The 16206-nt window shown below is 34.9% G+C and carries 11 protein-coding genes and 1 pseudogene; 3 read left to right on the top strand and 9 right to left on the bottom strand.

Translation table 11 applies throughout. The features are described 5' to 3' along the window. The first annotated feature begins 192 nt into the window (after window positions 1–192). Complete coding sequence (locus G9F75_RS12600; RefSeq protein WP_014418904.1) at window positions 193–750, top strand: GbsR/MarR family transcriptional regulator; 558 nt, start codon at window positions 193–195, stop codon at window positions 748–750. Window positions 751–772: 22 nt separating this feature from the next. Here G9F75_RS12600 and G9F75_RS12595 read toward each other — a convergent pair whose 3' ends face one another. Further along, window positions 773–1405: an NAAT family transporter gene (locus G9F75_RS12595; RefSeq protein ID WP_007409973.1), complete on the bottom strand. Its 633-nt coding sequence runs from the start codon at window positions 1403–1405 to the stop codon at window positions 773–775. 437 nt (window positions 1406–1842) lie between these two features. Between G9F75_RS12595 and G9F75_RS12590 the strand changes: the two genes are divergently transcribed. Further along, window positions 1843–2553 (top strand): zinc ribbon domain-containing protein, encoded by a 711-nt coding sequence (locus tag G9F75_RS12590; RefSeq protein WP_167409128.1) that lies wholly within the window; start codon window positions 1843–1845, stop codon window positions 2551–2553. A 39-nt stretch (window positions 2554–2592) separates the two neighbouring features. Here G9F75_RS12590 and G9F75_RS12585 read toward each other — a convergent pair whose 3' ends face one another. Further along, window positions 2593–4371: a zinc ribbon domain-containing protein gene (locus tag G9F75_RS12585; RefSeq protein WP_021495212.1), complete on the bottom strand. Its 1779-nt coding sequence runs from the start codon at window positions 4369–4371 to the stop codon at window positions 2593–2595. A 131-nt stretch (window positions 4372–4502) separates the two neighbouring features. Between G9F75_RS12585 and G9F75_RS12580 the strand changes: the two genes are divergently transcribed. Beyond that, complete coding sequence (locus G9F75_RS12580) at window positions 4503–4964, top strand: GNAT family N-acetyltransferase (protein WP_021495213.1); 462 nt, start codon at window positions 4503–4505, stop codon at window positions 4962–4964. A 59-nt stretch (window positions 4965–5023) separates the two neighbouring features. Here G9F75_RS12580 and G9F75_RS20105 read toward each other — a convergent pair. The 7 genes and pseudogenes from G9F75_RS20105 to G9F75_RS12550 all read right to left on the bottom strand — a co-directional run bounded on the left by G9F75_RS20105 (window position 5024) and on the right by G9F75_RS12550 (window position 15315). Further along, window positions 5024–5964: pseudogene (locus tag G9F75_RS20105) on the bottom strand (transposase family protein). 314 nt (window positions 5965–6278) lie between these two features. Further along, entirely contained in the window at window positions 6279–6449 is a 171-nt protein-coding gene (locus tag G9F75_RS12575; RefSeq protein ID WP_155238646.1) for a glycine zipper domain-containing protein, read from the bottom strand. Between the two features lie 23 nt (window positions 6450–6472). After that, window positions 6473–8638: a peptidase domain-containing ABC transporter gene (locus tag G9F75_RS12570; RefSeq protein WP_021495216.1), complete on the bottom strand. Its 2166-nt coding sequence runs from the start codon at window positions 8636–8638 to the stop codon at window positions 6473–6475. Further along, the gene (locus G9F75_RS12565; RefSeq protein ID WP_021495217.1) at window positions 8635–11598 is read right to left on the bottom strand and encodes a type 2 lanthipeptide synthetase LanM family protein; all 2964 of its coding nucleotides are present in this window, start codon (window positions 11596–11598) and stop codon (window positions 8635–8637) included. Before G9F75_RS12565 ends, G9F75_RS12570 begins: the two co-directional genes overlap by 4 nt. Before the next feature lie 68 nt (window positions 11599–11666). After that, window positions 11667–11876: a class II lanthipeptide, LchA2/BrtA2 family gene (locus G9F75_RS12560; RefSeq protein WP_021495218.1), complete on the bottom strand. Its 210-nt coding sequence runs from the start codon at window positions 11874–11876 to the stop codon at window positions 11667–11669. A 49-nt stretch (window positions 11877–11925) separates the two neighbouring features. After that, window positions 11926–15012 (bottom strand): type 2 lanthipeptide synthetase LanM family protein, encoded by a 3087-nt coding sequence (locus G9F75_RS12555; RefSeq protein WP_021495219.1) that lies wholly within the window; start codon window positions 15010–15012, stop codon window positions 11926–11928. A gap of 72 nt (window positions 15013–15084) precedes the next feature. Continuing rightward, window positions 15085–15315: a plantaricin C family lantibiotic gene (locus G9F75_RS12550; protein WP_021495220.1), complete on the bottom strand. Its 231-nt coding sequence runs from the start codon at window positions 15313–15315 to the stop codon at window positions 15085–15087. Window positions 15316–16206 lie beyond the last annotated feature (891 nt).

Genomic DNA, 16206 nt, shown 5'->3' with positions numbered 1-16206 from the left:
TAAAATAAAAAGTTTACAATGTGTTGAAATTATATACAATATACGTATTTTTTCATGTTATCCCGCTGACAATGCGGATGTTCTTACAATCGCTCCCGATAGCTCGCATATCCTGCCGCATCATCTTTTTCATCAACTGTAAAAAATATGATATATTGTCAGCATGAAAAGCCAGTGAAGGGATGATCAGCCGTGGAAAAAAACGCTCTTGATATCATCGGGCATGCTGAAGAGCATCTCATTGAGAGAATCGCCGAGAATATGCATACATTCGGAATGCCGGCCACACTTGGACGTGTGCTCGGTATTATTTATATGAACCGCAAGCCGATGACGTTAAATGAGCTGTCAGAGGCGACCGGGATGAGCAAAACGAGGATGAGCCAGGTGGTCCGCGAAATGACCGATGCCAATCTGGCTGAAAAAGTGTTTGAAAAAGGCGTTCGGAAAGACCTTTACGACGTCGAGCGTGATTATTACCAGACGTTTATCTCCCTGTTTACGGCAAATTGGACAAAGGCGGTCAGCAAAAACAAAATGCTCTATAAAAAGCTGAACCGCGAGCTGACTGAGCTTCTGGAATCGGAAAATCTCAGTCCCGATATTGAAGAAAAAGCCCGCCAGCTTTTGGATGAACTGACGGATTGGCTCCATTATTATGACTGGCTGAGCCGTTTGATAGAATTTTTTGAGAGTGAAGAAGTGTTTCAGCATGTGCCGAAAATAGAAAAAAGCAGCACCCGAAGATAACCGGGCGCTGCTTTTTTTTAAGTCAGGAAACCAATATCGGGAACATGCCTTTCAGACCGGCGCCGATCATGCCGATCGCCACCACCGCCAAAATCAGCCCCATCAGTCGGGTAATGACGTTCATTTCGGTTTTCCCGAGCTTATTGCTGATGAAAGAAGAATAGTGAAAGAAGATGAACGTCATCGCGATGACGGCCGCAATGCCGATCAGCACGCTGATGTAATGGAAGATGCCGCCATGGCCGGCCGACAGACTCATCACCGTCGCGATCGTACCGGGTCCGGCGATAATCGGAATCGACAAAGGCGTCACGGATATATCAGCTTTCTCCTTGCTCTCCCCTTTCTCTTCATGATGGAGAGACTGTACATGAGATTTCTTCGCGTTCAGAAGATTATAAGCGATGCCGAAAATAAAAATGCCGCCCGCGATACGTAAGGCATGAATGTTAATGTCAAACAGTTTAAAGATCAGATGGCCGAAGATTAAAAAAGCCGCCAAGATGATAAACGACAGAACGGAAGCCTTGCGCGCGATCGCTGTCCGTTCTTTCTCCGAGTACCCTTCCGTCAGTGAAAGAAAAATCGGCACGTTTCCGATGGGATTGGAGACTGCAAACAGTGAAATGAAGACATGAATGATGAATGAAAACATGCGTACCTCCTTATGGCTTGCCGTTATTGAGTTATGTTTTGTTCACCGCTGTTTCTTATGCATGGTTTTTACCCCGGGGTCTGCTTTTTATAACCTCAGCCGGACGATCCGGAAACAGAAAAAAACCGTCCTTACAAGGACGGTTTTTTCTGTTTGCTATCTCCATAAGCCTTTTCCGAATTTCAACAGCCGATAAAGCATTTTCAATTTTTTTAGCATGCGTTAATTTCCTCTTCACTCTGAATCAATGCGCCGAGAGACATGATATCTATCAGCTCCATTAAAATTCTACCATAATGGGTACTTTTTCTCTATTATCAATTCATAGAGAAAGTGATTTGTATATCTTTAGAAAACTCCGTTACATCCGCCCTATTTTCTTTTATAATGTAAATATTGAACAAAATCCCTATATTACTTGTAAAAGGAGTTTTAGAATGTATTGTTCTCAATGCGGCCATCATACTGATGGCGGAAAGTTTTGTGAAAAGTGCGGTGCGCCCCAGCCCGGGCAGGGAGGCGCAGGCCAAACGCAGGGCCAGGCCGCTCAGGCCGGCGCCGCCGCTAAGCAGGCTTCAAAGCAATTTGCCTTATTCGTGCTTGATGTGTTAAAGCGACCGTATCAAACATGTAAAACGACAGGCGGCGAACAGCTTGTCAGCAGCATCATCAACATAGTGCTTTTCTGCCTGGTGACGCCGATTATGTTTTATATTCTTCTATCAGACGGCTTTCGTGACGTCAGTTTTACCGCGGTTGTGATCAAACCGGCGCTTACCTTTGCATTATGCGTTTTCTGCCTGTATCTCTTGATTTTTATCGCTTTGAAGGCCGGCGGCGCGCAGGTGTCATTTAAAGATTCGCTGTCCAGATTCGGAGCATTTTTGATTCCGTTTACAGCTATTTTGCTTCTTGCCCTCATTTTTATGCTGCTTCATACAACCGTCTGCTTTACCATTCTGGCTGTCGGTCTTTTAGGAGCGGCGTTTGCCGTGCCTCCGCTCATGCTGGCGAGCTATCAGCATCAGCTCACGGCTAAGGCCGATATCATTTATTCTGTTATCGTCATCTATTTGATCATTTGTGTAACGTTTCAATTCACGATCAAGCATTATATAAAAGAACTCATGAATTATTTCTTCTTTTAAAAACGGAAACCCCCGCCGCCTGATTGGCGCGGGGGTTTTTTATTGAATGGATGTTAAATAAATTCTTCCGTCTTTAACAACGCCGCCATACGTCCAATTGTATGTTCTGAGCTTCGGACTGCCGCCGGCTTTCGTAATATAAAACTCCTCGTACGTATGAATCGTCAGATGAGAGCCTTTCTGTGAAAAGCTTTTGACATTCACTTCATTAAATACTTCGGTCGTCCCCTCGCTGTGCAGTTTTTTGACCAGTTTCTGCTGATCAGCATACAAAGGGCTCCCCTCTTCTAAATTGCCCGCCATGATGGCAAAATTGTTAAGGCTGACGGCGCTTGATTGATTTGTCAGGTAATCAGTCATAAACGATGTGACTTGCTCGTTTGTCACGCTGCCTGAAGCTGTATTTCCTTTGGATGATGCCCATGCGGATGTATAGGTATTCGGCTGGTCATTTTTTATTTTTTTTACATTTGTCCCGGAAGAATCTGAGGCAGGATCAGCTTTTTCGAAAACCCATTTTTTATGTTTTGTATCATATGAGAGTACATAGTGAAAACTCGGCTCAGCCTCTTCCATATCAGGCTTCGTATTCCCGTCGAAATAAGCAGACTCATGAAGCTCTTTACCCGTAACAGTTACTTGCCAGCGGCCGTTCTCTTGAGAAATCGCAAATGAATCCAGATCAAAGCTTGTCTCTTTATACTGATCCTTCAAAAAGGTGCCGGAACTCTTCATGCCGGATACCGCTTCTTTCGTCTGCTCTTTCCAGGCGGAACCAGCCTCGGTCATCTGATCAGTATTTCCGTCTGCCATCGCTTTTGTATACTGCTTCGTTGTTTTGACAATCGTGTCCATGATTGTTTGTTGTGTATCTTGATCCGGGATAAGCGTTAAGTCCACATCAGTACTGTTGATCGGAACATCGGCAGTTTTCATTTTCCCCCAAGGAAAATCAGCCTCCACGGCGGCTGTCATGGAACCGTCAGTTAAGAGCGGACCGTATGTAACGGATGTAAACGGATCTTTATGGACGGACTTGCCGTTTATCAGCAGATCGCCTTTCACGCTTTTGAAGCTGTCTGCCGGAGTGAACGTCACATCCTCGGCGTCTAACGGCAGGTCAAACTCAACATTCCGGCTGCCGGCCGCCTCTGCCTCTTGCTTTTTGACAACGTCAACCGTCTCATTTTTAAGCTTGGCTTCCGCCGTGTAGACACCGGGTGCATACGGGCCGAAGATTTGGGTTTCATCGGCTTTTTTGACCGTACCTGTTTTCTCGCTGTTGATATAAAGATCGGCGCCTTTATAATTGCTTGTGACGCGGAAATAAACCGGATCGACTTTCAGTTCGTAATGGTCAAACAAAAGAAGGGTTTTTCCCTCTTTTTTGACGTATACCGCATCTTTTTCTGATGAATTGCCGCGAAGCGATGCCAGCAGTTCATCGTGTTTCTTTGCGTATGCAAGGAGCGGTTTGACATTGGTCTCATTCAGCTTCAGTTTTTTGTCTGAAGGAGTGAGCAGGGCTGCGAGCTTTTTCGTGTCCCCGTCATGAACCGCCTGTTCGAATTGATCTGTGAGCCTTTTTTCAGATGTCAGCCAGGCTCCGGTTTTATATGCGGCAATCAATAAGATCAGCGCTGCGGCAATGCCTCCCCATAGGAAGAGCGTTTTTTTAGGGATCGGCTTTCTCGGCTGTGATGCGGATTCAGCCGCCTGCCGCTCCAGCCGGCTTCCTTTCCCGATCGGTTTTCCGCATTCTTTACAGAAATGCGCCTCTTCGTTGTTCTGCTGGCCGCAATACTTACAAAAAAACATGACTTTCCTCCTATTCAATCTGCAAAACTTGTATAACTTTTCCTATGTTTCATATTTTATAATAAAGTAGAATGATTTTGGAGTTATTTTGAAAAATAGCTGTCGATCATAACGGAGGAGGAGAAACGGACATGCAAAAACTGAGCATCCGAAAAGCCGCGGAGCCGGATGAAGCGCTGTATGAACTATTGCTGCTGGCCGATCCGTCGAAAGAGATTGTCGATGATTATCTTGTAAGAGGAGAATGCTATACGGCTTGGACGTCAGACGAGCTTGCAGGGGTCTTCGTCCTTTTGAAAACAAGACCAAAAACAGTAGAAATCGTCAATATTGCGGTGAAAGAATCAATGCACAACAATGGCATCGGCAGAAAGCTCATAGAAGAGGCCGTGAATAAGGCAAAACAAATGGGAGCGGCGACTATTGAAATTGGAACGGGCAACTCCAGTATAGGCCAGCTTGCCCTTTACCAAAAATGCGGCTTCAGACTTCAAGCCATCGACCATGATTTTTTCATCAGGCATTATGAAGAGGAGATTTTCGAAAACGGGATACAGTGCCGGGATATGATACGGCTTTATTTGGACCTTTAATAAAAGAACTGCCAATGATGCGATTAAACCCCGTTTTCGAGACAGGGATAAAAACACTTTTAAACAGCCAATTGCCGCTCGTCTATCAATGATTGGCTGTTTAGTTCGTTTGAATACGAATATTGTTATTATAAATGTAATCGTTGACAGTGCATTCTACGATGACGGGCGTGGTTTTGTTTTAACAGCTTTTCTGACACTATGCAACACGCAGCTCTCAGGCAAAATTGGCAGCTGATCAAGTGTGTGTCCTGTTTATCTCCAATCGTAAAAGCATTCACTTCTCCATTGTATACTTCCAATATCGCGAACAGATACAATTATTCTGACTATAAGGAAAATTCGGGAAGTCTGTTACTATTTTTTCAAGAGGGAGATCAGGCTGAAAGTTCCATATTATCAGTTGCGGCATAAATATGCTCATTTTTCTTGCATCCTTAATCCGGTACTGCTACTGATTTTTCTGAATGATACGCTGAAACGTTTTATGGTTAACACGCATTTCCTTTTTTATTAGGGAAGTGATGATCCAATAGCCCTATCGATACCCATGCTTTCGGCATAATGCGCCAATGTGTTTTTCCAAATGCCCTTTGCACTGATTCTTCTTCACATTTTTCTTTCAGAGACAATAAGACGCTCGTGAGATACCTAAAAGATCACAGATATCTGCAAAACCTTCTACAAGTCCGACTGAAGTTTGGCTTTTAACTTCCTTTCTAATTCGTTGTACTCTTTTAACACTTCATTCGGCTGTCGCAAATAACGATTCTCTGCCTGCAGTCTCTGGTTCGGAAGTAAACCCCAGACCATTTCCGTAAGTATATTGCTTTTCAACAGGCTGTTCGAATGTATATCCCCAGCTTTATGCTATCTAATCCAAGTCTGCACGTCCGTGTATTCTTAATATTTAATTTCTGCATCATCTCTTTCATCGGCACGCCTGCCAATCTCATGTCTACACCTTCTGTTTGACTTCAACCGGATCACTTACTCTTATTCCATAGAAAAAACACCTCCAAGTCTAATACCGGATAACAGTCATCCGTTTTCAAACTTGAAAGTGTTTTTTTTTGGCTCATCTTATAGGTCAGTCCCTTTGTTTTTTCTAAAGACATAAAGTTGCAATCTTTTGTTGGTAGGAACATCAAGTAATAGATTAAAACTTAATAATCCATAAAACTCTTATGTTCTTTATACCATTCTAATTTTAAATTCATTAAAATAATTTTAAAGTTTAACACAAATTTCTCAGTTGCTGCCCAAAGGAATAAAATCTCCTCATTGATCTTGATGTTTAAGATATAATTATACTTATTTATTATTATTTTTGTATCTAGCATAAAAATAAAGGTCAATTAACGATCCAATCAATATTCCTATGGAAAGACCATACGGTAAAATATCAAAAACAACTCCTAAAAAAAGACCTAAACAAAAACCTATTACTAGAAATACCGCTCCATCTCCTTTATAGTTTTTCAAATCAAACAACTCCTTAATAGTGATTATGATGAATATGTTTTTTGTTTTTTCGTTTGTGAACGATATAGATTACTATATACCCCTTCTAAAGCAATCAGTTCTTCATGTTTACCAACCTCCACCACTTCACCTTTATCTAGGACAATTATAAAATCCGAATCCATAATTGTTGACAATCTATGCGCGATAACCACTCTTGTGCATCCCATTTCACTTAAATATTTAGAAATCAATGTTTCATTCACCAAATCTAATGAACTTGTAGCCTCATCTAAAATTAAAATTTTAGGGTCATTTAAAAGTGCTCTGGCTAGTACAATCCTTTGTCGCTGGCCACCTGATAAATTCATACCCATTTCTGAAATAGGTGTATTATATTTCATTGGCATACTTTCAATTTCTTTATCTATTTGTGCTGCTTTCGCTACTTTTCTCACTTTTTCTATACTAATATTTTTATTATTCAATGTGATATTTTTCAGTATAGAACTATTAAACAAGGTAATATCCTGGGGTACAATTCCCATTTGTTTGTATAACTGTTTTCTATCTAATTTTTCAAGAGGGATACTATCAAAACAAATTTGTCCTTCAGTCGGATCATAAAGCCCCATTATTAACTTACTAAGTGTACTTTTACCAGAACCAGATGAACCTACTATAGCAATTTTCTGCCCTTCTCTTATTTCCAAAGAAATATTCTTAAGCACCTTTGGAGAATGTTTAGTATAAGAAAAAGAGACGTTTTCAAGCTTTACATTTCCTCTTAATTTAAGGTTTACTGCATTTTCAATATTTTTTTCACATTCAGTCTCTGTAATATCTTTAACTCTTTCTAAGTAAGAAGTAGCTAAGATAAACTGAGTATAAGTACCAAATAAAGCAGTTGTTAATCCAAAAAAAGTAACAGATAAAGAATGATATGCGATAACCTCTCCCATTGTAAATTTATTATCAAAAAATAATAGCAGTTCTAATATTAAAATAACCAAGGGAGCAATTGTTTGAAAAACCTGAGTTACTGTATTAACTACATTTTGTAAAATGGATCTTTTTTTGAATCGCTTTATTACTTCATTAAAACTGTTATTCCAAGTTGAGAAAATTTCATTTTCCATTCCCGAAATTTTAATGGCTGCGATAGAAAAAATAGACTCGATTTGAATGGCTTGAGATTTACTTTGCTCAGCTACTTCATCATCGATGGCCTGCGCGACAGCAGGTCTAGTCAAAAACATGAATATAGTGTTAATTGCAAATATTAATATTGTTATCAAGGTTAATGGTATAGATTTAAAGAACATATACGCTAAAATAAAAACTACCGCTCCTAAATCAATTAGGCCAGAAATTAGTTGAGTTGATAAAAGCTCTCTGAATCCATTCATGCTATTTAACCTAAATAACAAGTCACCAGGTGATCTAAGATCAAAGAATTTAAAAGGAAGTTTTAGAAGATGAGCAAATGTATCAACAACAAGATTTTTACTAAGGAATATATTGAGGCTTATCATTTTGAGCCCTCTAAACAAAACAAACATTCCATACAATATTGATATTAAAAATGTTATCCAAACAATATTACTTATTGAATTTAAATTATTATACTCAATACTTGTATCTATAAGCTTCTGTACCAAAATAGGTACATACAACGTCAATAAATAACTTATTAGAGATAAAAATACTATAATAGAAAATAACAATTTATAGTTTGTAATATTTTTTAATACACCAAACCATACATTCTTATCTTTTCGTTTATTGGGAGTGAAACTTTCTGAAGGAACTGCATATAAAATATAGGACGAGAAACCTTTCTTAAACTCTTCTTCTGTTAATTTTCTTCGTCCATTAGCCGGATCTATAATATAATAATAATTTTCCTTTATTTTTTCAACGACTATAAAATGTTCATTATTCCAATATGCAATAAAAGGAACATTAATTTTTTTTAACCCTAGAATAGTGGATTTATATATATCCGCCTTAAATCCTTTATGAACTAATAAGTTTTTTAACTGCTTAATAGTAAGTCCGTCTCTTCCAGCCTCCAAAAATGACCTTAACTCAAAAAGAGTTTCGTTACTGTTATAAAAACGGATCAACATAGCACAACAGCAAAGTCCACATTCAGTTTGTTGCAATTGTTTTACAATAGGTACTCTCTTTTTTTTCTTCACTATCATTCATTGTAACTCCTTACTTCCATTGCTAACAATGAAGGATTGACAGGATTGTGTAACCTTAATAAGCTGTAGCCTACGCCTCCAAGTCCCAGCATAAATGTATTTAAATCAAAATGATCCTGTAAACCTGGAATAAAACCTTTATTTCTAATATAATTAATTGCATTTTGAGCTTCTTTAAATGCTACTTCCTGAAGATCAATATCATTGAGAAGTTCACTTAATTTCAATAATATATCTATATTACCAAAAATACCATGACATAAGCTATGATCAGTTGTTTTTTTAAATCCATCGGAAAGGAGCTTGCTTATAGCGCAATTTAAATCTTTATCAACTTCTTTATCAACTTCTTTATCAACTTCTTTATCAACTACGTTCTCTTTGTTCTTTAACAGATTTTTTAAAAAAGCTCTTGATAGAGCTATACCTCCCGCACCATGACACCAATATACTGGATCAGAGTTCCCCTCTCCTTCTCTTAAATCCTTCCAATTAGAGGTATTCAAATCAAAAAACTTATTTTCTCTTTTCAATAACTCTTTTCCTAAAGTTGTGTATTTTTCGTCTTTAGTAATGTGACCCAGATAACAAAGAGCCCACGTAAAACCAGAATATCCATGTGAAAGTCCTGTTAGATAATTATATTTACCATTCTTTTCTAAGCATTGATATAAAGTATTACCTAGTTTACAACACACGGAGTTTAAAATATCTAATTTAGTTTCCTTATATAGGTTTAATAAAAAAACAATAAGACTAGATACTCCCCCTACAATATCCAATGGTATATCTCCTGAAATATTCATTTCATTTATTTTATTAATATATTTTTTAAATTTTTCATAGTATTTATAATCATTTGTATAAGTGTATAGGTGGTAATATATATAGGCTAAGGAACCTATCCCTGTAAATAATGATAACCGGCCATCCATCTTATCATCACTCAAAAAAAGTTCTTCAATACCTCTCATTCCTGCAAAGGCTAAATCAAAGTACTCTTTATTACCAGTTTCTTTTCCAAGTAAAGCTAAGAATAATATTACTCCTCCACCTTCATATAAGTTAAAGTTCAATGGACCCAATTTTACTTTATTATTCTCAGATATTATAGGTGTTACCCAAGTACATTTGCTTCTATCATTATTCCATATTGCTGTTTCTAAAAATAAGTCTCCTATTTCTGTTGCGCACTCTAAATAATTTTTATTATTATTTCCAAATAATTTAGGACGATATTTCTTATTGTGTTTGTTTGTTCTTTTCCAACTGTCTTTTATAGTTGTAGTAAGTGACATTCGAATATAATATTGCTGTTTTTTTAAACTTGTTTTACTTATACTTTTAATTTTGTTTAATACAACATCAAGTAAACACTCTCTAAAAAAATTTACTATACTTGTACTTTTATTACAAATCAAATCCAAAGAATTATACATTGTTGAAAAATACGGAACATCATTACACATTAAAGATTCCAACTCATTTAAATTCTTCTTGCTAAATTTATCTGTTACTCCTTCCGCAATATTTATTTTTTTAAATAATTCCTTTCTTTCCTCAAAACTAGATAAATAATTTGGATGAGTGGAAGCTTCTAAAAACCTTGCATATATACTGGTAGCTCTTAAAACTTGCCTTACTTCCAGGTTGCTGCTTCCTACTGTTTTTACCAAATCATAAAAACCACTTTTATTTTCTAAAACAAAATTATAACAATCTGTAAAACCTTTTAATATTTCTTCAATATAATCTTTAGGGTCTGCGGCTTTCCCATTATATGCAGCTCTGTTTTGAGTACTGTTCATTATTACTGATTTTTTAGTTAACTGAATTTCATCAGTTCCTTCGAAATCTATAATATACGATTTCCATATTTCTGATGTTTGATTTTCATCATTTGATATTCCGCCAAGGTCAAAATCAAATATAGAAGTTTGTAAATTTAATGGGAGAAGCATAGTGCCAAGAACTGAGTAATTAATATCCTCATGAAAATTATCAATTAAATTATTATTTCTTGGTTTATACATAGAATTATTTTTTATCAGAGTCTCCAAGTCAATAACAACAGGATATTCGCCATGTGCAATTAAGTTTTCATGATGCAAATCATCGCATCCTATAATGTGAAAAATAGATAAACTTACACCTACTCTATAAAAATAGAAGTTCAGTTTTTCGGAAGTCTCACATTCTTTATAATCAATAAACTCTTGATAGCCATAGTCTTTATAATTAAGCGTTCTAATTTTATAAATTTTTTTTAGAATTTTATCTGAATTATTAACATAGTCAACTATACTATTAAATAAGATATCAGGAGATAAACTATGCGGCTTATATACAATTTTCCCTTGGTTTGTTTCAATTATTAAGACATTTTTCCCTCCATTATGAGTGTCTCCGCTGCTAAAATAAATATTGGAGACTTCATCAAATTCAATTTTTAGTTCTCTATAAATGTCTTGACGATTTTTTCTTAAATTCTCTAGAACTTCTTTCAAGTACAAGATTTTATTTGATATTCTACTAGAAATTAAATAGGTTAAAACAGGATACTTATTCAAAATTCCAGCCACATATTCACTCTTAAAAATTAAATTATTATAATTCTTATAGCGTAACCTTGAATCTTTTCCTTCTAATAAACCATTTTCTTTTCTTTCATTAATATCAACGATTAAAGTTCTTATACATAACTGAATTAATTCCTGGCTAAAAGCCTCTAACGCACTACTTATAATTTTATGTTTGTTAAGTTTTAAATTATTTTCCTTACTTGCGTTTTCTAAAGTATTAACTAATTTTTGTTGATAAAAATCTAAAAAGAATGTATAAAAGTTGCCAAAGTAATCTTTGTTTTTTATTCTTAATTTTTCTACTTCGTTTGTCGGCGAACTGAAATTAATTACAGCATCTCTGATGAAATTATTGTTTTCATAGCTAATATCCATTTATAACCTCTCCAAAAGATTTAATAGAGAATTGTTTGTTAAAACAATTCTCTATTAACACATTATGTTTATTTGTTACACTGTTTTGTACACGCTGATGTTGGACATGATGCTGCACTTAAAGTAACTGTAAAAGTCGTTCCAGTGAGTCCAATAGTTGCAGTTAAAACGACTGTTGCTGGAGTAGCTCCTCCAGTAGCATTATCACCATTAGCTAACGATATAAGTTCGTCTTCTTCAATAAAACCTGAAACCTTTTTGACCATATCTTTCTTCATAATTCTCTCACCTCCTTTCAAGTATGACTTTGAATAAGAGTATTAAAGCTTATTCTAACCATAAAAAATTGGGAACAATTTCCGGAGCATAATTTTTGATCATTGAGTAACCTATTCCTGATAATCCGATCATTAAACTATATGATCTAGTACAGACTAAGTCTCTCTTTCTCCATTTCTTGGTCAAAACATTTTCAAATAGGTCTTGATAAGTTCTTAAACATCTATTCTTCAAATTAATATTGTTAGTTAAATCAGAAGCATAATTCAATATAGAAAGCACACCTAAATCTCCATGACAATATGTAGGGTTATTGCCAATGCCATTACGAATAGAAGAATCTATTGCAGTCGATATTTCTTTTTCAATGTACTCGTCTTCAAAACCATTATCTTTTAAAATCAATTTACTTAAAAGTATACCTGGAGCTCCGTGACACCATCCATTAGCTAACTTATCTTTATTTTCTGTGGTATACCAATTATTGTGGTCTTCAGAGTACAATCTCCTTTCAAATCTTAAGGCCCTTTGAATGACTTCCAATAATTTTTCATCATTTGTTAACTTAAAATATTTATATAAGTATGCGATAAAACCAGAATTACCATGGGAAAACCCTGAATATGCTGCTGAAAATTTCCCTGGCCACGATATTTGCTCCTCAAAATTTTTTGCTACACTTAATATATGTTCACAATGAGTATGTGAAATCTTTAAAATTTCCTTTTTGTTATTCTCTTCAGTAATATCTGGTATTATGGAAAGCATAACTGCTAAACTACCTAAAGACCCTCCTATTAAATCGTATACTTTATCGAATTTACCTAACTTCGATAAAACACCGATGTTTTCAAGCGAGGTCTTCCTTAATTCTGAATCTCCAAATAAATTAGATAACTTATTTAATGTATAAAAATATCCTGATATACCTTGAAATGCACCTATTAAATATGGGTGATCTTCTTTTATTTCAGAGATAAACTTCTGTATTGGTCTCATAGTTTCGATAGCTGCTTGCTTAAAATCCTTTCTGTTGAGGATTTCGCCCAAGTACCCTAAAAATAGAGCAATCCCTGAATTACCATTATATATATCGAATCCCAATACATTTGCATTCCAAATGTCTTCCTCAATACCCTCAAGACTAGGACCTATCCACATTCTATCTTTTTGTTTTTTATTTATACCACATACACTGTTTTCAACTATAAATTCGCCTATCTGGGTTGCTTCATCTATCCAATTTTCTGACTTAATTTTATTTAAGCTTGCAGCTTTAGAGAATTTTATATCAGTAACTTCTTTCAATCTTTTTTCATTACTAATGTAAGACATTTCAATAAAATCAATCTGTCTTTTCAAATCTTCTTTCGAAAGATTGAAAATCTTTTGCTTTACTGTTTTTATTGGAGGTTCTTCCAGAATGCTGTGAATTCTTTTCCCTCTAGAATCTATTAAATGTTCATGTTCAATAGAGGATCTAAAAAATGGAACGTCCCCAGTTAATAAATCTTTATATTCTGAGTTCAATATATCTTTATACTCTTGTATATAATCAATGCCGATTCTATGTAAAATAATCTTACGTCTATAGGTATCTCTCATAAAATCTGGATGACTTGAGATTCTTAAAAGCTGAGTGTATAAGTAAGTGGGTCTGAAGATAAACCTGCTATTTGTTTCTTTAAAAGTTTGAGAAATTTTATCCCAGAATTCATCTTTATTTAACATCACCCAACTATATAAACTTGCAAAACCATCTTTAATTTGTCCCGTATAATTTTCTGAATATAAGTAAGACCCTGTTTTAATGGAAGGGTTGTTTAATTGAGGTTTAATGAAAGTATTTTTTCTTAAAATTTTAATCGTATCTGTTCCTGCATTTTCAATTACTAATGATTTATGAGGAGAGAGTTGTTCCTTATAGGCAGCTAATCCCCCTATATCTAGACTTATGTCTTTGTCTCCTACTCTCTTAGAAATTTTTGTAGGCAATAAACTTATTGACTGTACAGAGTTATCAACTAATTCAGTTGCTTTAACAACAGCTGACTTTTTATCAATTTGGTCAACCTTTAGTCTTGCATGAAATAATGATTCTAAGTCAACTAATACTGGGAAAGAACCATGGGCTATTAAATTTTCATGATGAAAATCTACTGCATTTAGAAGATACAGTAAACAAAGAAGATTACCTGAACGAGTATAGAAATCATTTGCTTCGTTTTTATTAAAACAACTTTTATAATCTATGTGCTCCATCCAACCTGAATCATTTACTGTATGTATTTGAACTCTTTTGAAATTTAAAATTCCCGGTATGTTTTTCTCGCCCAACCAATATAATACTTCCTGGAAACCTTGTTCAAGCGTTAAATCTCTGGGTTTATAAATTATTTTCTTGCCACTTTTAAAATATATTGTTGAAACAGATTTTCCTTTTTGATGAGTATCTCCTAGACCGGTGGTTATATTTGTTATTGCACCTAAATCGTTATCAGAGTTGAATTTAGAGTTTAATGAACTAATTTCTCGTTTTGTGTTTTTTATTATTTCCATTACATATGTGAAATAATCATCAATCGTTACACATAATAAACTTGTTAATACTTCATATTCTTTATAAACACTTTTTAAAAATGATTCATCATTTAAAGATACAACTAAAAAATGATTTAGTCTTTCTTCCGGGGTAGTCCCCTCTAAATTCCCCTCTAATCTTGCAATATTCACTTCCAAAACAAGAACCCTAAAAGCTTTTTCAAACATTAAATCCATTATATGTTTAATTACCTTTTTCACAAATTCATCCTCATTATCTACTGCATCTTCAATTCTTACTTTTACTAAGAATTCTTCAATTTTGCAGTTAAGAAAAGGAGAAAAAAAATGAAAAAATGGATTATGCTCTAAAAATTCTTCAGAATTTCTCACTAAAAAATCACTTTTTTTATGATCTAAGACTCTATCAATATCTATAATACTTTTATTTTGCTCAATATTAGTATCGTCTCTAATTAATGATTGAATCGTCTTACCAGATACATTTAAAAAAATCTTTTGCAATTCATCTTTATTGTTAACCTCAGGAAACATTTTCATCCAGTATTGGAGATTATATTTGTTAGTTTTCAAAGTTAATGATCCTACCTTAATATATTTTTTGCAAAATAGGCAGTTAATTACACTGCCTATTTTATACTTATTTCAGCAAGTACCTTGACATTCTTTAGTACCTGTACAAACTTTGCCTTTATTTCCAAGAACCTCACTTACTAAAATGCCCCCCAGGCTAGTAGTTGTTGTATTCCAGGTATTGAAAGCTCCTGAAACTTCATGTTCTTTAATTTCTTCAAGAACATCTCCACATGGGTCTATCAAATTTAAATCTTTTGTCACTTTCAATTCTGGTGTTTTTAATATCTTTGTCTTCTTCATACTATCTACCTCCTCATTTTTTACTGGATAAAATCTCTATTAACCTGTTCAATAATAATCTACCATATTTTCCTATAGTAAACAATGGGTTTTATGTAATTTTTTTATTTTATGAGATTCTCGGGGGGGTATTTTATACTTTATTTTAACAGGGCAGTTTTTTATAATACCAAAAAGAAGTCCTTTGTTTTTAGGAATGTAATTTTTAAAATGCTTTAGGAAAGAAATAAAACGGTTTTCACATTACTGCATCACAAATTTTAAAATAAAAAATATCGTAATCCTGCCTTTTGCAAGTAAAAGAACAACAGTTATGTTACACAGGAACTCTTATTTAAAGGAGAGAATACTTTCTTTTGGAGTTGTCATCAAAATTATTTAGATTAATAAGGAATTAAGTAACTATTATTTTGTTCTGAGAGGGCGTCAACACAATCAGCTACTACCTTAACTTTTATAAGTATTATATGCAGCTAAATTCCGGGCAGCTGTAGACCATTGTTTTTTATCTAGGGCACAGCTAATGACTATCCGTTCTGTATCTGAGATGGCTGAATTAAGGATATAAGTATCTGTGATCACAAGATTGTTTACTTCTCGTTTTAGGAATATTGAAAGGGTCAGACCATGCTTTGTCATTAACTAAATACTAGTTATACTCACAACCTTACATTAATTGAATGTTTTCATTAAATTTGAAGAAGTGTCCGAGTTGGTGAGTTTTATTGAGCGGATACCATGATCCAATGTATACAGTTGTTCAAACATGGTTTATTTTTCAATACTTCTCTCGGGGTCTAAGAGAGTTTTCTCCTGATGCAGTAACCAGATTCCTACTAGATACCGGGAGTTCCATATCATAAAATGCAAATGTTATCATTTCTTGTATGT

This window comes from Bacillus sp. EKM208B (assembly GCF_011800725.1).
GTDB classification, from domain to species: Bacteria; Bacillota; Bacilli; order Bacillales; family Bacillaceae; genus Bacillus; species Bacillus velezensis.
Note: the sequence above shows the minus strand (reverse complement) of the source record. Positions and strands in the feature narration are given on the sequence as shown.